The organism is Hydrocarboniphaga sp. (assembly GCF_965279055.1).
Taxonomy (GTDB): Bacteria; Pseudomonadota; Gammaproteobacteria; order Nevskiales; family Nevskiaceae; genus Hydrocarboniphaga.
Genome location: NZ_OZ257125.1, coordinates 1947501 through 1970652, shown reverse-complemented (window position 1 = coordinate 1970652; position 23152 = coordinate 1947501). Strand labels below are relative to the sequence as shown.

Below are 23152 nucleotides of genomic sequence, written 5' to 3'. Positions count from 1 at the left end.
GGCCCGGTCCGCGATCGCGAACCAGGCCGACGTCCAGCTACTGACCGACGATCAAGGAGTCAGACCATCACTGAGCACTCGGGGTGTGTAGGTGACATCCCCTCCCGGCACCGGTGACGTGAAGTTGAGTGTGGCCTTGGCCTTGTCGCCCGGCTCCAGGATATCCGGCGTCACGATGATGTAGGGGTTGCCCGCCGGCAAGATACTCCCGGTCAGGCCGACAGGATCCACCAGACTCGTATTCAGCGACATCCCGTCGAGCACGAGATAAATAGGCCCCACGGCCGGCTGAGTTCCCGTGTTGCGCACCCTGACCTTCTGCTTGAGCTGACTGCTGCCGTCGTCTTCCTCGACCGTCAGGTAACGGACCTTGAACGACGCAATCGAGGGCGTCTCCGTAGTCGGGATACCCGTGACCCGCATGACCGTCGAAGACTGGTTGGGCGAAAGCTTGATCTCGTCGAGATAGAACGTCGGCTCCGTCACGCCCGAAGTGTTCATGAACCCAAAGCTCGTGATATTCGCCGCGCCCTGAACGCCGAGGGTTGACAGCGGAATTTCATACTTCTGCCAGGTGTTCGCAGGCAGCGAGTCAATGGTGTACGACGGCAAACCATCGCCATTGAAATTCACCGCGGCGCTGATCGTGATCTTCTGCCCACCGCTGGGGCCGCCGTTGGCCCAGAACACCAGAGTGTTGTAGCCCGAGGTATCCACGGCGTCGCCCTGATAGGCCAGGTACAAGGAGCCCCAAGCGCCGGCGTCCACCGAAATGGAACTGGGCGCAGAGTACGAAACCGTCGTATTGGCGGTGTCGACCGTCGCCCAGCTCCAGTTCTGCCAGCCAGCTGCCAGACTATTGTCGTAAATGCTCCAGTCCGGGCCACTCGAAGAGCCCCCGGATTGCAGCGTGAGCTGATAGGTGGCGACTCGCCCGCTCCAGAAATGGAATTTGAGCTCGATCGTGCCGGCAGGCTCTTCGGTAAAGAAGTCCTTCGAGATCGTGATGGTATTGTTCGTGTAGTCGGGCGTGAAATCACCCCAGGCCTTGAACCGAGTCCAGGACATCGGGCCCGCGTAGCTACCGTCGGCACGCAGCGCTTCCATCGCTTCCAGCTGATCACCGTTGAAGGCTGTGGGGATCACCAAATTACCTCCCGCCGTGCCCGAAGCGGACGAGAGCACCGGTGTGCTGGCGTAGCGGACGTGAAGCTGCCACGCCGGACCCGAATCCACGTTGACGGTGAGCACCGCTTTCTCGCCATAAGGTGCGGCGGCGTAGCGGGCGAGCCTGCGCTTCTTGATCGTCAGTACGCTGCCATTCGTGTTGTAGTTATAGTCGATACCCGGCAGCAGCAGCGTGGAACCATCCTTCAGCGAGACGAAGTGGTTGCCGTTCAGATTCAAGTTGATCTTGGCGTTCTGGCTCTCCTCGTCTGCGCTCACGAAGATCATATCGGTGTCGGCCGTAGTGGCACGGCCGGTCAAGGTCTGCATCATGATCGCGAGTTGGTAAGGGTCCTTCACCGCATACGTGCTGCGGTCGATCATGCTGCCGGTATCCCAGAGCATGTGGGTCATGCCCTTCAAGCGCGAGTACTGGGTGACGTACTCGTGGTACTTCAGGGATTCGCCGCGCTCGGGGTTGCCGGACAGCAGGCCTAGTTCGCCGACGATGGCAGGAACGCCTTGGCTGACAAAGGTGTTGTAGACGGCATCGAAGCTTTGGACGATGTTGTCGATCGAGGGACCGTTGAACTTCGTGTAGCCCGAGTTGTTGACGCTGAACGGCCAGAATCCATAGAAATGGAAGGTCGTGATCAGGTTCTGGTCGTTGAGGTTCGCGATCGTCGCAGCGAGCGAATCCAGGTTCTCCTGGCCCGTATTGGTATTCAGGCACGGCAGCACCAGCGGACGGGTGGCGTTCATGCCGCCAGTGCCTCGCACGATGTTGACGAAGACGGTGTTCAAGTCGTCGAGCAGCACCCGGGCGGTGGCGTCATCGACGTTTGCGAATTGCGGTTCGTTGATGCTCTCGAACATCAGCTTGTTCGGGTAGCCCACAAAGCGCTGACTGATTTGGGTCCACACCGCGCTGTACTTGTCAGTTACGGTGGGATCCGCTGGCAGTGAGCTGATCCATTGCCAGGAATCGTGATGCAGGTTGATCATCACGTAGAGTCCGGCTCCCAGCGCCCAGTCCACGACCTGCTGCACGCGGTCCATCCGCGCCGAATCCACCGTATACGTCGGCCCGGGTCCGATGTACGCCGTCCACGTGATCGGAATGCGGACACTCTTGTAGCCCGCATTGGCGTACGCCTGCAGCAACTCCTGGGTGATCGGGGGATTGCCCCACGAGGTTTCGTCGGGAATCGCGTCGAGCGTGTTGCCGAGATTGATGCCCGGCTGCGTCGCTTCGACATACAGCTGCATGGGACTTTTGGCCTGCGTTAGAGCGCTCGGCTGCAGCAGTGTTTCGACGTATGACTGGAGTGAATTTTTGGCCTGTACTTGCGCGCCTGGCCATAGCAATGAGCACAGCATGGTGCAAGTCAGGAACAACCACTGACGCAGCGGATTTCGATTCACGACGGATCTCCTGTAGTTGTTATTTTGAACAAGCTCGCCCGACCCGCGCAGCGCGCAGGCGGCCACGGACAACGACGATACCGCTACCAATTTCTTGCCGGCCGAACACCCTGCTTGATGCGCCGATCTGCTCCCGAGTGTGGTGTCGGCTACTCCTTGTTTGCCGGATTGTAGAAATATGGCAAGCCCCCCGCTAATGAACTTTTCCATACAGCGGATAACCGTTTACACATCTCCGCGCGCCTGCGGCGCTAGCACTCGTCCGCTGACCGCCTTAGCGGTCGAAGCGCACTTCCACCGGAGCGCCGACGAAACGACGTGTTTTGGTCTGTACCCGGCCGTTGTCGGCGGCTGGCATCAGTTTGATTTGAAAGCTGCGATGCTCTGTCATGCCGGGGAACTCGCCCAGCCGCGCGCCGATTCGCAACGTACGACGGGCATCGTCCCAGTCGAGCCGAACGGTCGCGTACTCGCCCGCTTCATAGCGATAGGTTTCGCCGTCGTCCTCGTACAGCGTGAAGCGGCCGTCCGCGCCGGGATAGATGCGAATCTCGTATGGCGCGTCAGGCTTCTCGTCCACGTACTGGAGCTGCGGCCCCAACGGCACGATCGAACCAGCGCGCACGAACAGCGGGAACTCGTCGATCGCATAGCGTCGCCGGATGCTTTCGCCGCCGGCGTGTTTCTTTCCGGTCCAGAAGTCGTACCAATTGGCGCCGGCCGGAAGCAAGGTGGCCTGACGCGGGTCGATCTGGCGCTGTTGCTCGGCCAGCTCGCGCCGCTGGCTGGGCGTGCGCCAGGCCAGGCGTAGCATCCGGCCGTAAGTCTTCTGGTAGTAGTCGATGCGCACGCGCACGGCCTGCGCGCTACGCAAGCTGATGCTTGCGCTCCTGTAGCGCGCGCCGCCGTCCGTCCAATCGTCAATGACGAGCCGGTCATCCAGCCACAGGCGCACGCCATCGTCAGCTTCGAGACCGATTTCGTATTCGCCGCTCTCGGTCGCGACGATCTCGCCCTGCCAGCGCGCCGAGAAGTGATCGAGGCTGTCGAGGCCCGGCGGCAGAGCGGCCAGCGGCGGGCCCGGCCAGCTGTGTTCGACGAGCGAATCGACGGTATTGCTGACAGGCTTCTCGAAGTTGTCACCCCGGTAATACGCGAGCGCGAAACCGGGCTTGCCATCGGGCGTACGCAGCTGCGCAGCGGGCACGGTCGCCGCCGACGGCAGCTCGGCATGGAACATAGGCCGTGTGATCGGCTGCACCAGAAATGCAGGACCGAACATGTAAGTGTCGTCCACATGACGCAATGCGGCCTGGTCGGGAAAATCCATCGCCAGCCCACGCATCATCGTGTAGCCCGCATGCGTGCTGCGCCAGGCCAGGCTGTAGATGTAGGGCAAGAGTTGGTAACGCAGCTGCGCCGCTCGCAGCAGCGAGTGATACACCTCCGGATCCGACTTCTTGAAGATGTAGGGCTCGCGTTCGATCGAGGTGCCATGGATGCGGTAGATCGGATTGAAAATCCCGAACTGGTTCCAGCGCGCGAACAGTTCGCGGTAGGCCGCGTTGTGCTCGCTGTACGGCGCGTTGACGAAGAAGCCGCCGGTGTCCTGCGTCCAGTACGGCAGCCCGGACATCGACACATTCAATCCGCCTGCGATCTGCGCACGCAGCGTGGACCAACTCGCCGTGGTATCACCCGACCACGGCAGCGCCGCATAGCGCTGCTGACCCGCCCAGGCCGAGCGCGTCAGCGTGAAGACGCGCTTGTTGCCGCTTGCGCGCTGGCCCTCGTAGACACCACGCGTGGTCAGCAGGCTGTAGACGTTCAGGTAACGTGTGAAATCGCCCATCGCGTTGCGGCCGAGACGCTTGATGTCGGCTTCGACCTCGGCCGGATCGTGGGCCGCGCCTCCCACCTCGACCTCGGTTCCATCCATCCACAGCGCATCCACGCCGACGTCGAGCAGTCCTTTCTTGACGTGCTTGAAGTAGATGGCGCGGCCCTTGTCGCTGAACGCGTCATAGATGCGCGCGCGTCCCGAGATCCAGTGCAGCGGCTCGAAGCGCAGGCCACTGGCGTCGAGCTCATGCGCCAGCGCGGTATCGTTGCCCACCGATGGCCAGATCGACACCATCAGCTTCGCGTGCAAATCATCGTGCAGCGTGCGCGTCATTTCGGCGGGGTCTGGAAAACGCTCGCGATCCCAGATCATGCCGCTCCAGGTGCCGTCCTTGTCGCCGCCCCAGTATTGCCAGTCCTGCACGATGGTGTCGAAAGGAAAACGCTCCTCGCGAAAGCGTCTCGCGACTTCCAGCAGGCGCTGCTGTGTGGGATAGCGCTCCTTGCTCATGTAGAGGCCGAACGCGGCCTTTGGAAACATCGGCGCTGCGCCGGTAAGCTCGCGGTAGCCGGCGATCACATCGTCCATCGTGTCGCCGCCGACGACGTAGTAATCGACGCCGGCCGGGGCGCTCTCGGCCTTGAACGCCGCACCGGCTGCGTTGTCGGAAAAGTTCATCTTCGAGTACACGTCCCACAGCACGCCGTAGCGTCGCGTGGACAGCAGGAAGGGCACCACCGACCCGATGTTGGTCTGCACCAGAAGAACGTCACGCCCGCGATAGTCCATGTACGGAGCGTTGTACTGACCGAGTCCGTACAGCGATTCGTCTGGCGTGAGCGTGAAGGTCTGGTTCATTGCGTAAGTGGGGGCGCCCGAGATTTCCACCCGCGACAAGTCAGCCATCGCTTTCTCGCGCGTCAGCAGAACGCCATCGCCCCGATAAAAGGCCAGCGCACCGCTCTGCTTGTCGACGACCACACGCAGCCGCGGAGCGACGATGCTGAGTGTCTCGTCGTTTTCGGTAACGTTGAGCGTCAATGCCTGCGGTGACGTGATCACCACGAGGCTCGGCTGCCGCGTGTAGGCCTGGCCGAGATGGGCCGAGACGCGCACCATCGAAGGCCCATAGAACAGCACGCTCTTGGTCACGCCGCGCAGCTGGAACTGCACGCCGCCCACGACTCGCAGCCAGCCGAAGCCGGACGTCTTCTCGACCGGCAGCGTTTGCAGCTGACCCGCTGCATTGAGCCCCGAAGGAACTTCGGCGCGGCTGTTGGTACAGGCGCAGGCGAGCACGAGCGGCAGTAGACAGCGCCAAAATGTCGCTGCCGGCAAGCTTCCGGATCTGCCACTTTGACGAGTCATGTCAGACCTCGCGACCACGGTGATGGCGGCGAGTCACATCCACGGTGCTCGGTCTCCGGTTGCAGGTTCGAGAATCACGGCCGCGCCGCCGGCCGGCGACGGGCGCAGCACGAGCTGGTTTTTCGCCGTCACGATGCGCTCGCTGCTGCGCAGTTGACGCACCGGCTCGCCAGCGCCTGGCCGCGCGTAGTCTGCGTCAACGGCATCTTCGCGCGTATCTCGAAGGACGCAGGTGTTTCGTTGTGGAAGCCGCCAGGGATGTAGTCCATCGGTCCCGCGAGCATGCGCATGTACGGCAACATCAGGTTGTGCCGCGGTGTGATGCGCCCGTCCATCCTGTTCCATTTGGCACCCGTCACGCCTTCCTGGGTGATGAAGTTGGGATAAGTACGCCGCAGCCCCGCCGGCAGGTGGCCACCAGCGGAATCTTGCGGTCGACGACCGTGTCCTTGCGCGCTTCCAGCGCCGGTGCGCCTTCAAGGTACAGCCCCAGCGTCGATGTCACGACGAGGGTCTCGCGACCGCGCGTCACTGAGAACGAGGCGCCGTCGGCGGTGGTACGAATGCCGACGCGGCCATCGGGTGATGTGACGAACGCATCGGCGGCATGCACCATCTGCGTCATCCCCGCGGATGCAAGTATCCATGCTGCGGCGACGATCCGTTTCGCGTTCATGCCAGCGCTGCTCCGCGAATCTGCAGCGCCACTGCCGGCGTGCCCGCCAGCCCTTCGGGCACTGTCACTTCCAGCCCCTTGCGGCTGCGCTTGAACGGCAGGCTGTCGTTCCAGCCCAAGGCCTGCACGCGCTCGATCGAACCCGGCGCCAGCGCCGAGTCCTGCGCCAGCGCGGCGATGCGCAGCACGCCGTCCTTCGGCCAACCCAGGGCGATGGCGTACAACGCGCCACTCTTGGTCGTGAAGCGGATGTCTTCGGCGGTGAGCGCCTGCGAAGCGTTCTCGCTCATCATGCCGCCGGCCACGCGCGTGGGGCCTTCGCCATAGCTGCGCCACGGCCGCGTGCCGTGGATCGCCTCGCCGTTGCGGCCCATCCAGGCGGCGATGTCCTCAAGCACCTTGCGCTCGTCGGCGTCGATGCTGCCGTCGCCGCGCAGCGGCACCGACAGCAGCAGGTTGCCGTTCTTCGAGACGATGTCGCACAGGCGGTGGATCACTGTGGCGGCCGACTTGTATTGGTGGTTGTCGAAGATCGAGCGGTTGTAATGCCAGTCGCCGAGGCAGGTGTCGGTCTGCCAGGGCAGCGGCTCGATGCCTTCGCGGAAACCGCGTTCGACGTCCTCGACCAAGCCCGCGCGGCGCTCGGGCGGCAGTATCTTGCCGTTGACCACCGCCTCGAGCTTGCCGCCGTGCCAGGCCATGCTGGCGTTGTAATAATGGGCGGCGATGTCCAGCCCGGCCTGGCCCAGCGGCAGGCCGGTATTGTCGAAATAAACCAGGTCCGGGCGGTAGCTGTCGATCAGGTCGCGGCAGCGCAAGAACCACTGGCGCGTGAAAGCGGGGTTCTGCAGCGGCGGCCTCTCGTCCCACTGGCGAGTGTTCTGGTCGTGCCAGTCGCTGGCACTGCTCGCGGTAGAGAAGCCGTCGGGGATCACCATGTTGCGGCCGGTGTAGAGCTCCTGCGGATCCAGGCCCTGCCACCACTTGCCGCGACCGTCGGCCTTGGTCAGCGTGTAGGCGTCGTAGCGCTGGCCGGCGCGTGGACCTTCGGCGTCGTAGCCGTAGGCGGTCTGGAACCAATGCCAGGAGTGCGCCGAATGGTTGCTCACGCCGAAGCGCAGGCCGCGCGCTCGCGCGGCCTTGGCCCAGCCGCCGACGAGGTCGCGCTTGGGGCCGACGCGCAGGCTGTTCCAGCCGTGGTATTTCGAGTTGTAGTTGTCGAAGTTGTCGTGGTGATTGGCCAGCGCAACGAAGTACTTGGCACCTGCCTTCGCATACAGATCGAGCAGCGCGTCGGGATCCCAGTTCTCGGCCTTCCAGCGGTTGTTCATCTCCATAAAACCGACTTTCGTTGGATGGCCGTAGGTCTTCAGGTGATGCTGGTACTGCCCGTAACCCTGGATATACATGTGGCGCGCATACCAGTCGCCCATCTCGGGCACGCACTGCGCGCTCCAATGTGCCCAGATACCGAACTTGGCATCGCGGAACCAATCGGGCGTGCGGTAGCCACCGACCAGCGAGTCCCAGCTGGGCGCGAACGCCGCGGACTCGGCAGCCCCTGCGTATGGCAGGCTCAGCGTGCCCGCGGCGGCCCAGGCCGATGCCTGCAGGAGCGAGCGGCGTGTCCAGTTCGCGCTGGTGCGTCTGTCGTCGGTACTCATCTGTCTCCTCATGTGTGGCCGGCGAAGCACGTCGCGGAACGACCACCCGCGATCACGCTGCGCCCTGTAATCAACTCGTCGTCAGGCGTTCGGGCTTCAGCAGCGGATCCATCTCGCGCTGCCGATCGCGCAGCCCTTCTCATTGGCATGCAGCAGTTCGGGCATAAGGTCTTTCGACAGCCTGCCGTCGGGCTGCGCCAGCGCACCGTTGATGTCCACCAAGATCTCCGGCGTGACCGACTCGGTGCGGTAGTCGGGGCAGTTCGTGTTGGGCTTGCCGCGGCGGGCCAGATACACGTGGGCCACGCCGACACGGCCACTGCCGACAGCGCTGGCGCCCACATAACTTTCGCGCGCGGACTCGGCAGCAGGCTTGGGCGCGACGACGCTGTCGCCGCTCAATTTCATCTGGCCTTCCCGGTGACCGACAAAAATACGCCGCTCGGAATCGGGCGCCGGAAGAACGTCGAGCTTGGAATGAGCCGTGGCGAGCGGGGTGGGCGACGCAACGCTGGCTCGAAGCACTCTAAAAATTCCGCAAACGAAAGCTTTCATTTGGAAGTAGGTGAACATCCCGGTCTCCGGATCCTGCGACGCGAGGATGCCATTGAGCAGCGCGCGCTCGTAATAGTCCGCGTACGCGGCCGAGGGTGCGGCGGTGAATAGCGCGCGCGTCAGACGCAGCCTGTTGTGCGTGCAGCAGGTCTCCATCGTTTTCGCCGACTGGAGATGCTGACCGGTCTCGGCCGGCGGGAAGAAGTGTTCGACGTCGCCAAGGCCACCGGTGGCGAAGCAGCGGCGAGCCAACACCGTGTTCCAGAAATACTGCGCTGCCCGCTGGTAGCGGGGTGCGCCGGTCAGCTCGTGCAGACGCGCGAAGCCGATCACCTTGGGAATCTGTGTATTGGCGTGCAGCCCATCCAGCGTGTCGCGCCGCTCAGCCAGCGGATCGAGCAGTGCTCGATGGTTGAAGCGCTCCGCCAGCCTCAGATAGCGCGCCTCGCCGGTGATAGCCCACATCATCGCGCAGGCGCTGAGGTAATGGCCCAGCGTATGACCGTGACAGCGAATGCTGATCCAGGGCTCCTGCGATTCCCAGCCCCGGTATTCCGAGGCCTTGGGCGGCAAGCCTGCATTGACGCGAGTGTTGTGCAGCAGCCGGTCGAGATTCAGCGACAGCAGATAGCGTGCATCGAGCACCTTCGCGGCCTTGAACGGGCCGTCGAGCGGCTGCACGTCCGATAGCGCGAACGGCCGCACGGCTCCAAAGGCCGCAGCACTGGAAATAGCGCCCCATGCGGGCGCGGCAGCGAACAGCGGCGCCGCCGCCAGTGCTTGCAACAGAGTCCTGCGGAGCTTGTCCTCCAGCCCGTGGCTGTCGTTACGCTTCGCAGACAAGCCACTCATCGGGCGGCTGGAATCTCGACGACGACGATCGACTTGGGCGGCAGCTCCAGCGTCAGCGCCGCCTTCGCCGGTTTGGCGAAATAGGGCGCCGGCACCAGCGTCCCAGTCGCGGCGAAAGTGTTGTGTGCGTCCATCGCGGCAGCAGTCAGTATCCGGCCGCGGACCGGCGCCTTCACCTTCAGGTTCGTCGCCACGCGCGCCGGGCGTTCGGGATCGAGATTGACCAGCGCGAGCAGGATGCTGCCGTCGGCCGCACGGGCGGCGCTGACGTCGACGGCCGGCAACACAATGTCATCCTGCTGCCAGTGCGGTCCTTCGACCGTGGCCTCGAGTGGTGTCGCGCCCCTGAACGGCTTGTACAGGTCGAAGACGTGGTAGGTGGGCGTCAACAGCATGCGCGTGCCGTCCGTCAGCACCATCGCCTGCAGCACGTTGACCATCTGGGCGATGTTGGTCATCTTCACGCGTTCGGTGTGGCGGTGGAAGACGTTGAACGACAGCGCCGCCACGATGGCGTCGCGCAGCGAGTTCTGCTGCCACAGCGCACTGGCGCCGGCCGGCGTGTCGTACCAGGTACCCCACTCGTCGACGTAGAGCGCGATGCGCTTGTCCTTGTCGTACTTGTCCATGATGCGCGAGACCGCGGCGATGCGGGGCTCGATGCCCATTGCGGTCTTCAGCGTCTTGGCCCAGGCGTGCGCGTCGAAACCGAGGGCCTCGCCCTTGTTCTTCCAGTCGCCCGGCAAGGTGTAGTAGTGCAGCGTGAACGCGTCCATGTGCGGGCCGGAACGCTCCATCAGCACCTCGACCAGGTGGTCGTTGGTCTCGCCTTCGCCGGAGGCCACGCGCAGCGCCGACCCGCGCAGGAACGTGGCGTACTGGTTGTGCAGGTCGGACTGGTATTCGGGGCGCATATTGCCGCCGCAGCCCCAGCTTTCGTTGCCGATACCCATGTACTTCACCGCCCACGGCCTGTCGCGGCCGTTGCGGCGGCGCTCCTCGGCCAGCGCCGACTTGCCGTCGGCCGTCATGTACTCCAGCCACTCTGCCATCGCACGCGGCGGCATCGAGCCCATGTTGCCGGCCAGGTAGACCTCGGATCCGAGCATCTCGGCCAGGTCCATGAACTCGTGTGTGCCGACGCGGTTGCTTTCCAGCCCGCCCCACCATTTGTTGGTGCGCGCGGGGCGCTTGGCCGGGTCGCCGATGCCGTCGCGCCAGTCATAGTCGTCGGCGAAGCAGCCACCCGGCCAGCGCATCACCGGCACGCCGACACGGCGCAGCGCCTCGACGACATCGTTACGCCAGCCGCGCGTATTGGGGATGGTCGACTCGGGGCCGACCCACAGACCGCCGTAGACGCCCGTACCGAGTTGCTCGACGAACTGGCCATACACCGCCGGCTCGATGCGGGGCCCGGCAGTGTCCGCCGTGACCGTCACGCGCACATCGACCGGCTTGGCGGCAAGTGCATCGACCGACATCACGGCCGCGCACAGCATCAGGCTGGCGTTGCGCAGGCTGCGCGCATTCGAGGACTTCATCGGTCTCACCTTCGGTTCATTCGACAGTCTTGGCTGCAGGCGTCGATCGGGACGTCGCCGCGCGCGGTTCGCCATAGATCACGCCGCGCCCGCTAGCGGCGAAGTAGACGCGCCCGTAGACGCGGGGATCGCCGGTCACATGGCTGATGCGGCCATAGCGATGCGTGTCGTCGTCGATGCGCGCCCACGAGCGACCGCCATCGTCGGAGCGGAACAGGCCCTGACGGCCGCCGACGCGGCCCGCCAGAAACAGCGCCGAAGTCTTGCGACCTCGCGCGGCCTTGCCGAAGCCCAGCGAGTGGGCGGCCTCGACTCCCGGCAGTTTTTCGAGCTTGCCTGCCGACCAGCGCAGCAGCCCCTGCCCTGCGGCCGCGAGATAAACAACTCCTGCGGCGTCCGGCGAAGGCCGGATTTCGGGCCGGAACCAGCCACCGTCGGCTCTCTGCATGCCGGCCTTTGCAGCGACGAAGCGCGCGCCGCCGTCGTCGCTGACGTAGAAGCTGCCGCTGGCGCCGTCGAAGGCGTAGAAGCGGCGCGGATCGACACGATCGGCTTCCACGTCGAGCGGCTGCGGCAGCCCCTGCACCGGCTGCCACTGCTTGCCGAAATCACTCGTGCGCCAGGCACCGCTCTTGTCGGGCTTCCACACCACCCACTTGCCGTCTGCGGATACCGTGATATGGCCGCCACCGTCACTGTTCGGCGGTTCGCTGGCGAAGGCGGCCCAGCTCTTGCCGCCGTCGGTCGAATACGCCGCACGGATTTCGTCGCGATGGTCGCGGATGCGGCCGCTGCGCACGATCACCTGCGGCGCGGTGCCGGCATAGGCGATGCTCTCGCTGTTGTGAAAGCGCGGCGGCGTGGCGAACTGCAGCGGTACGCTCGACAGATCATCGTGGCGAAAGCCGTCAAGATCGCCCATCGCGCTCAGCAGTGGCGCCCCCCGCGGCGGGCTGATCAGGCCCAGCGCCACCGTCTCTTCCAGCCCGGCGTTGTCGAACTGCCAGTCGACGCTGCCATTGCGGTCGGCCGCGCGCAGATTACGCGTGCCCCAGATGCCGTAGCCGGTCACGAACAGCGCGTGATCGGAATCGTGCGGGTCGATCTCAACATCGGCGATCCAGTGCGGACTGTGCTCGCGCGTCCACATGTTGCTGCTGTGATCGAAGCGCGAACGATCGAACAACGGCGCCCAGCTGCGGCCGCCGTCGCTGCTGCGGAAGATGTCGTCGTGCGGGCCGTAGCGGCAGAAGGTGCTCGCCAGCAGCAGCTTCGGGTTCTGCGCGTCCACGGCGACAGCGCCCCAGCCGAAGCCGTCCTTCTGCGTGTCGCTGGACTGCGGCGCCGGCGTGATCTCGGTCCAGGCACCGTTCTCGGGACTGTACTTCCACACGGCGCCGTTGCGCATGTTGTCGGGGCCGGGCTCGTCGCCGTAGCTCAGGTACCAGATGCCATCGGCGCCGCGCACCATGTGGTTGGGCCGCAGCCCGGTGGGCTGGCCGGCAACCGGGTTCCAGATCTTGCCGCCGTCCCTGGACACGAACAGGCTGGTCTCGCGCGTCGACACGCCGGCATAGAGCGTCGGCGTCGGCTCACCCCTGCGGCCGCTCGCCGGCTCGAACGCGACGAACACGATGCCGATCGGCTGGCGGCGCCAGCTGTTCTCGGCTGTCGCCGCCTGCGAGGTCGCCACAGCCGGGAAGCTTTCGACGCGCGACCAACTCGCCCCCTGGTCGGCGCTGCGCCACAGCCCATCGCCGCGCGAGCCGAAGAACAGCACGCGGCCGTCGTTCGGGTCCACCGCCAGGCGCTCACCGTTGCCGCGTCCCAGTTCGTTGGCGCCGAGCTTGAACGGCAGATCGCTGCGTTCAAACGTCGCACCGCGATCGCGCGAGCGCAGGATCGCGCCGTTGCCGGCCTGTTCGAAGGTGTAGGTTCCAGCCGCGAGATAGACGCGCGACGAATCGGACGGATCGACCGCCAGGCTCTCGATGCCCGTCAGATTGACGTCGTCTGCGCCGATCCAGTCGGTCAGCGCGATCCAGCGACGCGCCGATACGTCCCAGCGATAGGCACCGCCAACGTCGGTGCGGGCGTAGACGAGTCCGGCTTGGCCGGGATGGAACACCAAGCCGCTGACGAATCCACCGCCACCGATCGCGACATTTCGGAACTCGTAGCCGCCACCCGCCGCGGCGATGGCAAGGCAAGGCGCGGTCATACCGACCGCGAGCCCCAGCGCGAGCCGAGCGACCCGCTTCAGCCTGTGACGGCGCGCGGACCCGATAAAACCGGTTACCGCGCGCACTGCGTCTGCCGGCCCGGCCACGGCCCACCGTCCCGGCGTCAGCATTACTTGCCGACGGGTGGTTCGGCGGCGGCCAACTCGATCCGCGTGTCGCCTGTCAGCAGCTTCCGGCCCCACAGCCCCTGGATCGCCTCCAGGCTCCGGCCCTTGGTCTCCGGCACCCAGCGCCACACGAACAAGGCCGCCAGCACGCTCATGCTGCCGTACACCCAGTAGGCGAAGCCGTGGCTGAACAGCGCATTGAGCACGGAGTTTTCGTCGAGCACCTTGAACGACCAGGACACCGCGAGATTGGCGATCCACTGCGCCGCCACCGCGATGGCCATCGCCCGGCCCTTGATCGCGTTCGGGAAGATCTCCGACAGCAGAATCCACACGACCGGCCCCCAGGAGAACGCAAAGCCGGCGATATAGGCGAGCATCGCGATCAGCGCCCAGAGGCCCATCTGGTGCGTGGCGAACAAGGTGCCGAGTGAGAACATCGACACTGCCATGACCGTCGCACCCCAGAACATCAGCGGCTTGCGCCCCCAGTGATCGACCTTGAATGTTGCGACCAGGGTGAAAGCTACATTGGCGATACCGACGATCACCGTCTGCAGCAGCGCGGTATCGGTGCTCGCGCCCATGTTCTGGAATATCACCGGCGCGTAGTACAGCACGGCGTTGATGCCGACGAACTGCTGGAACACCGAGAGCAGAATACCGACCACGACCACCGCAATCCCGTAAGCAAACAGGGGCTCATTGCGGACGATCAGGCTCTCCTTGATCTCGCCCAAGGTCGCTTCCGGCCGGGCTTCGCCGAGTCGGTTGAGGATCGTGAGAGCTTCCTTGTCGCGGCGCTGCATGACCAGCCAGCGCGGGGTGTCCGGCGCCTTCAGCAGCAGCAGGGCGAACAGCAGGCAGGGCAAGGCCTCCGACGCGAACATCCAGCGCCAGCCGATCGCATGCAGCCATTCCTCGTCACCCTGGCCCGCGATCATCCAGTTGACGAAGTAGACGCCGACCATGCCGGTGACGATGGCGATCTGATTGAGCGATACGAGTTGCCCACGCGATTCCTTCGGCGCGATCTCCGCGATATACAGCGGCGACGCCATCGAAGCCAAGCCGACACCCACGCCGCCGATGATGCGGTAGATGATGAACGGAACCAGCGCGTCCGGCCCCATGCTGCCGATGACGCCGAGACCCAGTTCCGGGACTGCGGAACCGATCGCGGAGATCAGGAACATCACTGCCGCCAGCAGGAGTGCCGGTTTACGGCCGTAGCGATCCGAGAGCCACCCTGCGGCAGCGCCGCCAATGATGCAGCCGAACAGCGCGCTGGATATTGTGAAACCCGACAGAGTGGAACGCGCCGTTTCGGACAGCCCAAGCGGATCGATGAAGTACACGTCGATTGAACTGACGGCGCCGGAGATCACCGCCGTGTCGTAGCCGAACAGCAGTCCTCCGAGCGTTGCTATCAGCGTCAAGCCCCAGACCAGCGGTTTCGGCTGCGCAGCCATGCTTGCAGCGTTCATAGGGTTTTTCCCAGTTTCATATTATTTCTCTCCTCCAATGTGCGGACTCGTGTCCGCTTGCGTTGAACTCAGCGGACGGTCACCGGTAGCCCGCGTCGACAAAATAACTGTGCCCTGTGCACATGCGGGCATCGTCCGCTGCCAGGAACAGCGCCATTGCCGCAACGTGGTGCGGATCGACTCTTTCCTTGAGGCACTGCGCATCGAGGATCCGCTCCTCTTCGGCTGGCGTGTGCCAGAGGCGCATTTGGCGCGGCGTGCGGATGCCTCCGGGGACGACGCAGTTGACCCGGATATGATGCACACCCAGGTCGCGGGCCAGAGCGCGGGTCATGCCTTCGATCCCGGCCTTGGCGGTCTCGTACAAGGCCAGCGCCGGCAGCGCGAGATGCCAGGAGATCGAGCCGAAGTTGATGATGCTGCCGCCACCCCTGAGCTTCATGCCCGGCACGACCGCCTGGGCGCAGAAGAACAGGTGGCGCAAATTCACCGCCATGCGCTGATCCCAGTAAGCCGGCGTCACGTCCTCAATCTGGTGACGGTCGTCGCTAGCAGCGTTGTTCACCAGCACGTCGATCGGGCCATCTGCTTCGATCACCGAGATCGTGGTGCGCACCGCATCGATATCGGTCAGATCACAGTGCAGAAATCGCGGCGCGACGCTTGCGTGACGCAGTGATTGCTCCAGCTCGCGCGCTTCGCCATCGGCGATGTCGACAAAGTAAACCTGTGATTGCTGACGAACAAAGGCTTCAACGATCGACGAGCCAATGCCGGTGCCACCACCCGTGATCAGCACGCGCTTGCCACGAAGGCTGGGATAGATGGCGGCGTTGCCCGGGACCGAGTTTGCCAGCAGATTGTCGGTACTCAAGCGCGCGCCCTCGTCTGCTGCCGCTCACCAGTGCCTAGCAGACCACGCGCCGCGAGATTTTTCATCAGCGCAGAAACCCCGAAGGTCCACTGCGGTGCGTCCTCGCAGGCACAGACTTCGTTATCCAGCAGGCCCAGGCGCGGCGTGCTCACGCGCACGCGATCCCCCGGCCTGTGTGTGAACCCCTGCCCGGGCTCGCCCCGATCATCCGTCGGCGCGAACATTGTCCCCAGAAACACCACCAGGCCATCCGGGTACTGGTGGTGACGGCTGACGGTCTGCGCGATCAATTCCAGCGGATCGCGGCTGATCAGGCGCATCGAGCTTTCACCGGCAAGCCGGAAGCCATCGCGGCCCTCCACTTCGAGCTGCACCACCGCATCGCGCACGGAATCCATCGTGAAGCTCGCATCGAACAGGCGAATGAACGGACCGATCGCGGCGGACGCGTTGTTGTCCTTGGCCTTGCCGAGCAGCAGCGCGCTGCGACCCTCGAAATCACGCAGGTTCACATCGTTGCCCAAGGCCGCACCGCGCGGACACCCTTCGGCGTCGCAGACGATGACGATCTCGGGCTCCGGATTGTTCCATGCCGAATCGGAACGCACACCGACGTAGGCTCCCGACCCGACCGCCGAGAGAATCGGCGCCTTGGTGAAGACTTCGGCGTCGGGACCGATCGCCACCTCAAGGTATTGCGACCATAGGCCATCGGCAATCAACACCGCCTTGAGCCGTCGCGCTTCGTAAGAGCCCGGCTTCACGCTCTTGAGATCGGCGCCGACGCGTTCGACCAACGCGGCCCGGATATCGCGTGCACGACTCGAGTCACCGCCTGCGCGCTCCTCGATCACCCTTTCGATCGCCGAAACGGCGAAGGTTACGCCACATGCCTTGATGCATTGAAGGTCGATCGGCGCCAGCAGGCGCACAGGCGCCTGCTCTGCGTCGCAAGCCCATTGCGCACGCAAGTCCAATGCGGACAGCGGCCCGCGCGAAGTGCCTTCGGGTAATGAGTTTCTGTCGTAACGACTGAGAAACTCAGCAACGGTCGAAGCGTGCTCCGATATGTCGAAAACTTGGCCTTGAATCACCAGTACCGGACTGGGTCCTTCGCCGAAATCCATGCGCCCGAGCAGAACGGCGCTTCCCCAGTCTTGAGGCAGCATCTCGCCCCATGGCGTATCACCCAGCGGGTTTGCCTTCTTCGCCAACACCGATCTCTCTCCAGATGGGGCGCTTTGCACACGACGCGCCACGTTGTATGGTACCGGTATCATCTTCGCGACTCACAGCGATGTCAACACCGCTTACGCTTCTCTAGCCGACGTTTGAATTGGTCGAGGCGCCGGGAACCTGCGCCTCGGAGGTACCCGGAGGCCCCTCATGGCGCCACAGCCAAAACCGGATCGGCGCGATCCCACCTTGCGGCGGCCCAGTTGCAAGCTACAGGCGCGCCGATCCGCGGGGTTTACCGCGTTCGTGCCACCCGCCTAACCGGGGTGACGCCTGTTTTCGCTCTATATCCCTGCATCAGATGCTCGAGGCGCGTCTGGCGAGGCATCGATAGGTCATTGAATAAAATATACTTATTCAAGCTATCCTCGATCATCTGTATTCGTCGGCCCTCCGCCGCGTCGGCGTGTCCCGGACCTCCGACGCTCTTCAAGTGCTTTGTGTCGCGCGCAGCAGTTCCGATCGGGACGCATCCTGCAGGGAGTTTGGGGCGCGACCAGGATTTCCTTATACTTCGGCCGATGGTCAACAGTGGTGTACGGTGTCCCATTCGCTGCCCGCCGGAACCATCCAAGGCAAGCCCGGCGATTGGCGAAGAAATGCTCGCGCCCCAGACAGAAGCACACTATAAGGAGTCGATATGACCGACCAGCAGCACGAGTTCGAAAAGCACGATTTCTTCCGCAGCGACCGGTTCGTCAACGATCCCTATCCCTATTTCGACTACCTGAGGGAGCAGTCGCCGGTCACGCGCGAGCCGCATCAGGGCATCTTCATGGTCACCGGATACGACGAAGCCCTCGAGATCTACAACGATCCTGGTCGTTTTTCTTCCTGCATGTCGACCACCGGCCCATTTGCGGGCTGCCCGATTCCGCTGAAGGGCCACGAGAACGAAGACATCTCCGCACTGATCGAAGCCTGGCGCGACAAGACGCCGTTCTTCGATCAGCTGCCGACCATGGATCCGCCGGTGCATACCAATCACCGGGCCTTGCTGATGGCGCTGATCACGCCAAAGCGCCTCAAGGAAAACGAGGACTTCATGTGGAAGCTGGCCGATCAGCAGATCGACACCTTCATCGCCAAAGGCGAGTGCGAAATCATGGCCGCCTTCGCCCAGCCTTTCGCCGTGCTCGCCGTCTCCGATCTGTTGGGGGTGCCCGCCGAGGACCGGATCAAGTTCCGCCAGCAACTGATCCGGCAGGAACGTGAAAGCGCGACCATCGGCGGCACCGAGGATCGCGAAGCCCACCACTCTCCGCTGGAGTGGCTGTACAGCACCTTTTCGGCGTATATCGAAGACCGCCGACTCAATCCCAAAGGCGACGTGCTTTCCGGACTCGCCAAGGCCACCTTCCCCGACAAGTCCGTGCCGACGCCGCTGGATGTCGCCCGCATTGCCGCCAACCTGTTCGCCGCCGGACAGGAAACCACGGTGCGACTGCTCAGCTATGCTTTCCAGATCGTTGGCGATCGCCCCGACATCCAGAAACGCCTGCGCGCGGACCGCAGTCTCATCCCCAATTTTGTCGAGGAATGCCTGCGTATCGAGGGCCCCGTAAAGGGCGACTTCCGCCTGGCAAAGAAACCGACGCAGGTCGGTGGCGTCGACATCCCGGCTGGTTCCTTCCTCTATATCGCCAACAGCGCCGCCAATCGGGACACGCGCAAGTTCGAAAACCCTGGCGAGTTCCAGATCAACCGTGAAAACGCGAATTTGCATGTGGCATTCGGTCGTGGCCGCCATGCCTGTCCGGGCGCTCCGCTGGCGCGGGCCGAGGCGGTTGTCAGTCTGAACCGCACGTTCGACAGGACTGCTGATATTCGCATCTCGGAAAAAATCCACGGGCCGGCGGGCGCGCGGCGATACGGCTATCTACCCACGTTCATCCTGCGTGGACTGACTCACCTCAATCTGGAGTTCGACCCGGTGTCGGAAGGCGCAAAATGAAGGTCCGTCTCGACTCTGACGTCTGCGCCGGCTTCCGTGCGTGCCTGGGGCTCTGCCCGCAGGTGTTCGAGATGCACGATGACGGTTACGCTCTGGCGCGGGTCAGCGAAGTGCCACCGGAATTCGAGGAGGTGGTACGCCTGGCGGCCAGCCAATGCCCAACGGGCGCGATTTCCGTGAATGAGGATTGCGGGTAGGTTCGCCGGCGCAAACGGTGTCGCTGCCTTATTCGGCGAAGCGGCGTGTTGCAGGAGGCTGCAACGCGCCGAGTTTAAGCGGGTAAAGAAGCAGTTCGTCAGCGACAGAGACCGGGCGACGACAAGAAGAGCATCACACTCGAAGCGCCACCCGCATCGACGCGGATCAAACTGACCTGGATCAAGGTGGAAGTGGCGATAGACGCCCAGGCTGACCGCCTGTCCATCAGCGCGGGATCGTCCATGAAAAATCTCCTGATTCCTTACGACGGCTCCGAATCCTCGAGCCGCGCACTGCAATACGCCTTGAATCTGCCCGCTGATGCTGCCCCGGCGTGCATAAACCTGCTCAATGTACAGGCGTGGCCGATGATGTACGGCGAATACCTGATGGCGGGGGATATTCAACTCATCCAAGACATGCAGATTGCCGAAGGACACAAGATTCTGGAGCCCGCTATTAGCGAGCTCAAAAAGCACGGCCGCGACTATCGCGTCCAAGTCCTGATGGGAAATCCCGAGCAGGCCATCGCCTCACAGATCGATCGACTGAACTGCGACCATATCGTGATGGGGACACGAGGACTCGGTACCGTGAAAGGCATGTTTCTCGGTAGCGTGGCGATGAAGGTAGTTCACCTCGTCACGGTGCCGGTCACCCTGATCAAATAAAGCGTTCGGCATCGGGGCCGCGAAGGCAGATGCTCGTGTTGACGAGGTGTCTGTAGATTATCGAACCGACATCCCGTTGCCCGCAGCTTCGAATCGGACGAGGTTGAAGATTGACGAAAGAACTCAAAGCGGAAGGCCCACGTAATTTTCAGCCAGGACTTTCTGGGCATTCTCGGAACGAAACAGATACTCCAACTCCGAGCGCTGCATCCGGCGTGAGAATGCATCGCTGCCGGGGAAATGGTGAAGCTGAGATGTCATCCACCACGAGAACCGTTCGGCCTTCCAGACCCGTTTCAGTGCTCGCACGGAATACGAGTCGAGCACGCTTTCCGACGGCGAGCGGAAATACTCGCTGAGCGTCTGTGTAAGGTAGTACACGTCACTCACGGCGAGATTCAGTCCTTTGGCACCCGTCGGCGGAACAATATGGGCCGCGTCACCGGCGAGAAAGAGTTTCCCGAATCGCATCGGCTCAGCAACAAAGCTGCGCAGAGGCGCCACGCTTTTTTCCAATGAGGGGCCGGTGGTGATGCGTGAAGCGACGTCCTCGCCGACGCGGCGCCGCAGCTCTTCCCAAAAACGATCGTCCGACCAGTCCTCTACTCGCTCGGCCACCGGTACCTGTACGTAGTAGCGACTGCGAGTGAGCGAGCGCATGCTGCAAAGCGCAAAGCCTCGCTCCGAGTTTGCATAGATCAGTTCTTCGGCGCAGGGCGGAACATCGGCCAATACGCCAAGCCAGCCAAAATCATATACGCGCTCGTAGGTCGTAATTGCACTCGGCAAAACGCTCTTGCGACTTACACCGTGATAGCCATCGCAGCCCGCGATGATGCTGCAGCTGACCTTATGAGCCTGGCCGTTCTTGGTGTATCGAACGAAGGGGGAATCTCCATGCACGTCGTGGAGCTCAACCGATTCGGCCTCATAAATTGTCGTCAAGCCTTTCGAGGCTCTGGCCTCCATCAGGTCACGAGTGACTTCGGTCTGTCCGTAAACGGTGACGGTCTTGCCTATCAGCTCGCGAAAATTGATTCGCAAACGCTCACCTTCGCAGGACAGCTCCACTCCATCGTGAACCAGCCCCTCGGCATGGAGGCGATCCGCAACACCGAGACCCTCCAGAATCTCGACCGTCCCCTGCTCGAGGACGCCGGCGCGGATTCGGCTCAATACATAATCCGGGCTGCGTTGTTCGATGATGACGGCATCGATGCCGTGGTGATGAAGCAATTGGCCGAGCAACAGTCCAGCGGGGCCGGCGCCAATGATGGCGACCTGAGTTTTCATTTCATTCTCCTGCGACATACCGGCAGGATGTCACCGCGAACATTGGGTGGCGATGGAAGAATGGCGATACTTCTTGGACATTTTCCCGGCTCGGCATAAGCTGTCACACCGCAATCAGCCGATCTTCACCTTGCCCCGGATCGCTCGCCAGACCGTCCCGAAATACCAGCTGTACGGCGAGCACAGCACAGAAGTGGACGATCGATATGTCCATGTCGAATCGATTCGCGCGCGAAGCGAACCCAACTCCTGGCACATAAGGCCGCACAGTCACCGCGATCTGCACCACCTGCTGCTGGTGCTGACCGGCGGCGGACAGATGCACGCCGAGGACCGCTTGTATGACTTTGCGGCGCCGGCGCTGATTCGCGTGCCTGCCTGCTTTGTTCACGGGTTCCGCTTCGCCACTGGCACGGAGGGATGGATCATCACGTCATCCAACGCCCTGCTTGGACGTTTCCAAAACGACTACCCGGAGCTGGAACCGGTATTCAGTCGCGCGGTGGTACTGCCGCTTCTGTCTCCCGGCCCAGTCCAGGCCTTGTTCGACCGGCTCGTTGCCGAGTTCCAGTCACCGGGGCCGGCCCATCGCGCCGCCATGGAGTCGAGTCTGGTCAGCCTGCTGGTTGCCGTGCTTCGCTTGAGCGACGACAAAACGTCTAGCCCGCCCGATCGCAGTGCCGATTCTCCGCTGGTGATGCGCTTCCTTCAGCTCCTGGATGCAGGCTTTCGCGGCACTCAAAGCATTGCCGACTACGTCAGCATGCTCCATGTCAGCCACGAGCGGCTTCGCCAAGCCTGCCTGCGTCTGACGGGTGTTCCCCCGCTGGAACACCTGAGCTGCCGCCGCCTGCTCGAAGCCAAGCGTGAGCTGCTGTACACCAACATGTCCATTGCACAGATCGCGGCCAGTTGCGGCCTTCAGGATCCCGCCTATTTCTCGAGATTCTTTACCAAGCGCTGCGGCGTATCGCCAAGCGTGTTTCGCAGTACGCGTCGCGGTATGGGCAATGCGTGAGCGAGGCTTGCTTCGGCTCGATGGGGTCGCAGGTCATCGCTGCAACTGATTGCTGTCCAACTTTTCAAAATACAGCGCTGCCGCGCGCATTCGCATGGATCGTCGGAGATGCGCGACTCTATTCGCCGGCGACGGGGCCGAGCCTGATGGCCTCCAGGCTCACACTCTGAGCGCCCAGTTGCACGCGTGCCGTGGCGGCGCCGTGGAGGGGATGATCGACCGTGATCTCGTACTCGCCGCTTTCGGGCAAGAGGCCGTCGAAGCGGAATTCCCCGAAGGCACCCGTTCGCGATTGCATCGCTGCCGCTCCGTCCCGGCTCAGGCTTACCTTGGCGTCCTCGACGCACTCTTCAACCCCGTTGACGAGGGCGCACACTTCGCCGCCGACGAAACAGTGCGAATAGCGGTATAGGTTCTGGTAGTACACACGAGGCCGCGTGCCGAGCTCCGGCCGCAGCACGGCGAGCTGCTCGGTGCTCGCGCGGCGCGCCATCGCCTGGTCCGACAGTTTTACTGCCTCCATGGCCCGTGTCGGGCACACCTGGACGCAGCGCGGCACCTTCCAGCCCTGGTCCAGCAGATGCGCGTCGAAGATCCAGGTCTGCGGCAGCTGCTGCTCCTCGTTCCATACGATGGCGTGGTAGGGGCAGGCATCCACCAGATCGCGACGACCCTTTGCCTTGAGCGGATCGATGATCACGATGCCGTCATCGCGCTTGCGCACCGCACCGCCGCCCGCCTTCACGCAGGGCGCGTCATCGCAGTGGTTGCACAGGCTCGGCAGGTAGGCCGCATCCACCTGGCTGCCGCTGCCGCGCACCTTGCGGTGGATCTTGACCACGCTCTCGCCACTGGACTCATGCGGCGCCGAATAGCCGGGAAAGTCATTACCGACATGCTCGTCTTTCGCCGCCAGCGCGCAGTTGTTGCAGTTTTCGCACAGAGCGACATCGATGATCAGATTCCACTTATCCATT

The 23152-nt window shown here is 63.4% G+C and carries 17 protein-coding genes; 4 read left to right on the top strand and 13 right to left on the bottom strand.

All coding sequences use genetic code 11. The features are described from left to right. Nucleotides 1–51 precede the first annotated feature (51 nt). From ACQZF9_RS08905 to ACQZF9_RS08855, 11 genes are all read right to left on the bottom strand, one after another. Nucleotides 52–2592: a cellulase family glycosylhydrolase gene (locus ACQZF9_RS08905; RefSeq protein ID WP_428312881.1), complete on the bottom strand. Its 2541-nt coding sequence runs from the start codon at nucleotides 2590–2592 to the stop codon at nucleotides 52–54. Nucleotides 2593–2866: 274 nt separating this feature from the next. Next, nucleotides 2867–5734, bottom strand: a complete 2868-nt coding sequence (locus ACQZF9_RS08900; protein ID WP_428312880.1) for a TIM-barrel domain-containing protein — start codon at nucleotides 5732–5734, stop codon at nucleotides 2867–2869. Nucleotides 5735–5931: 197 nt separating this feature from the next. Then, nucleotides 5932–6162, bottom strand: a complete 231-nt coding sequence (locus ACQZF9_RS08895; RefSeq protein ID WP_428312879.1) for a glycoside hydrolase family 97 catalytic domain-containing protein — start codon at nucleotides 6160–6162, stop codon at nucleotides 5932–5934. Next, entirely contained in the window at nucleotides 6159–6479 is a 321-nt protein-coding gene (locus ACQZF9_RS08890; protein WP_428312878.1) for a hypothetical protein, read from the bottom strand. The genes ACQZF9_RS08895 and ACQZF9_RS08890 overlap by 4 nt, the downstream gene beginning before the upstream one ends. Beyond that, the gene (locus ACQZF9_RS08885) at nucleotides 6476–8143 is read right to left on the bottom strand and encodes an alpha-L-fucosidase (RefSeq protein ID WP_428312877.1); all 1668 of its coding nucleotides are present in this window, start codon (nucleotides 8141–8143) and stop codon (nucleotides 6476–6478) included. The genes ACQZF9_RS08890 and ACQZF9_RS08885 overlap by 4 nt, the downstream gene beginning before the upstream one ends. A 96-nt stretch (nucleotides 8144–8239) precedes the next feature. Then, a complete protein-coding gene (locus tag ACQZF9_RS08880; protein WP_428312876.1) occupies nucleotides 8240–9550 on the bottom strand; it encodes a beta-L-arabinofuranosidase domain-containing protein in 1311 nt (436 codons plus the stop codon). Then, nucleotides 9547–11094 (bottom strand): alpha-N-arabinofuranosidase, encoded by a 1548-nt coding sequence (locus ACQZF9_RS08875; RefSeq protein WP_428312875.1) that lies wholly within the window; start codon nucleotides 11092–11094, stop codon nucleotides 9547–9549. The genes ACQZF9_RS08880 and ACQZF9_RS08875 overlap by 4 nt, the downstream gene beginning before the upstream one ends. A 16-nt stretch (nucleotides 11095–11110) precedes the next feature. Continuing rightward, on the bottom strand, nucleotides 11111–13315 hold the full coding sequence (locus ACQZF9_RS08870; RefSeq protein WP_428312874.1) for a cellulase: 2205 nt from the start codon (nucleotides 13313–13315) through the stop codon (nucleotides 11111–11113). Between the two features lie 131 nt (nucleotides 13316–13446). Beyond that, on the bottom strand, nucleotides 13447–14931 hold the full coding sequence (xylE, locus tag ACQZF9_RS08865) for a D-xylose transporter XylE (RefSeq protein WP_428312873.1): 1485 nt from the start codon (nucleotides 14929–14931) through the stop codon (nucleotides 13447–13449). Nucleotides 14932–15010: 79 nt separating this feature from the next. Further along, nucleotides 15011–15805, bottom strand: a complete 795-nt coding sequence (locus ACQZF9_RS08860; RefSeq protein ID WP_428312872.1) for an SDR family NAD(P)-dependent oxidoreductase — start codon at nucleotides 15803–15805, stop codon at nucleotides 15011–15013. Beyond that, the gene (locus ACQZF9_RS08855; protein WP_428313396.1) at nucleotides 15802–16974 is read right to left on the bottom strand and encodes a fumarylacetoacetate hydrolase family protein; all 1173 of its coding nucleotides are present in this window, start codon (nucleotides 16972–16974) and stop codon (nucleotides 15802–15804) included. The genes ACQZF9_RS08860 and ACQZF9_RS08855 overlap by 4 nt, the downstream gene beginning before the upstream one ends. Nucleotides 16975–17681: 707 nt before the next feature. On the opposite strand from ACQZF9_RS08855, the gene ACQZF9_RS08850 reads away from it, so the two are divergent. The 3 genes from ACQZF9_RS08850 (at nucleotide 17682) to ACQZF9_RS08840 (ending at nucleotide 19864) form a co-directional block, all read left to right on the top strand. Further along, the gene (locus ACQZF9_RS08850) at nucleotides 17682–18995 is read left to right on the top strand and encodes a cytochrome P450 (protein ID WP_428312871.1); all 1314 of its coding nucleotides are present in this window, start codon (nucleotides 17682–17684) and stop codon (nucleotides 18993–18995) included. Beyond that, nucleotides 18992–19192 carry a ferredoxin gene (locus tag ACQZF9_RS08845; RefSeq protein ID WP_428312870.1) on the top strand — a complete coding sequence of 67 codons (201 nt, stop codon included), beginning with the start codon at nucleotides 18992–18994 and terminating at the stop codon, nucleotides 19190–19192. The genes ACQZF9_RS08850 and ACQZF9_RS08845 overlap by 4 nt, the downstream gene beginning before the upstream one ends. 243 nt (nucleotides 19193–19435) lie before the next feature. Then, a complete protein-coding gene (locus tag ACQZF9_RS08840) occupies nucleotides 19436–19864 on the top strand; it encodes a universal stress protein (RefSeq protein WP_428312869.1) in 429 nt (142 codons plus the stop codon). 123 nt (nucleotides 19865–19987) lie between these two features. On the opposite strand, the gene pobA is transcribed toward ACQZF9_RS08840, so the two are convergent. After that, complete coding sequence (gene pobA, locus ACQZF9_RS08835) at nucleotides 19988–21157, bottom strand: 4-hydroxybenzoate 3-monooxygenase (RefSeq protein WP_428312868.1); 1170 nt, start codon at nucleotides 21155–21157, stop codon at nucleotides 19988–19990. Between the two features lie 73 nt (nucleotides 21158–21230). Between pobA and ACQZF9_RS08830 the strand changes: the two genes are divergently transcribed. Next, nucleotides 21231–22175 (top strand): helix-turn-helix domain-containing protein, encoded by a 945-nt coding sequence (locus ACQZF9_RS08830; RefSeq protein WP_428312867.1) that lies wholly within the window; start codon nucleotides 21231–21233, stop codon nucleotides 22173–22175. A 118-nt stretch (nucleotides 22176–22293) separates the two neighbouring features. Here ACQZF9_RS08830 and ACQZF9_RS08825 read toward each other — a convergent pair whose 3' ends face one another. Then, nucleotides 22294–23151: a 4Fe-4S dicluster domain-containing protein gene (locus ACQZF9_RS08825; protein ID WP_428312866.1), complete on the bottom strand. Its 858-nt coding sequence runs from the start codon at nucleotides 23149–23151 to the stop codon at nucleotides 22294–22296. Nucleotide 23152 lies beyond the last annotated feature (1 nt).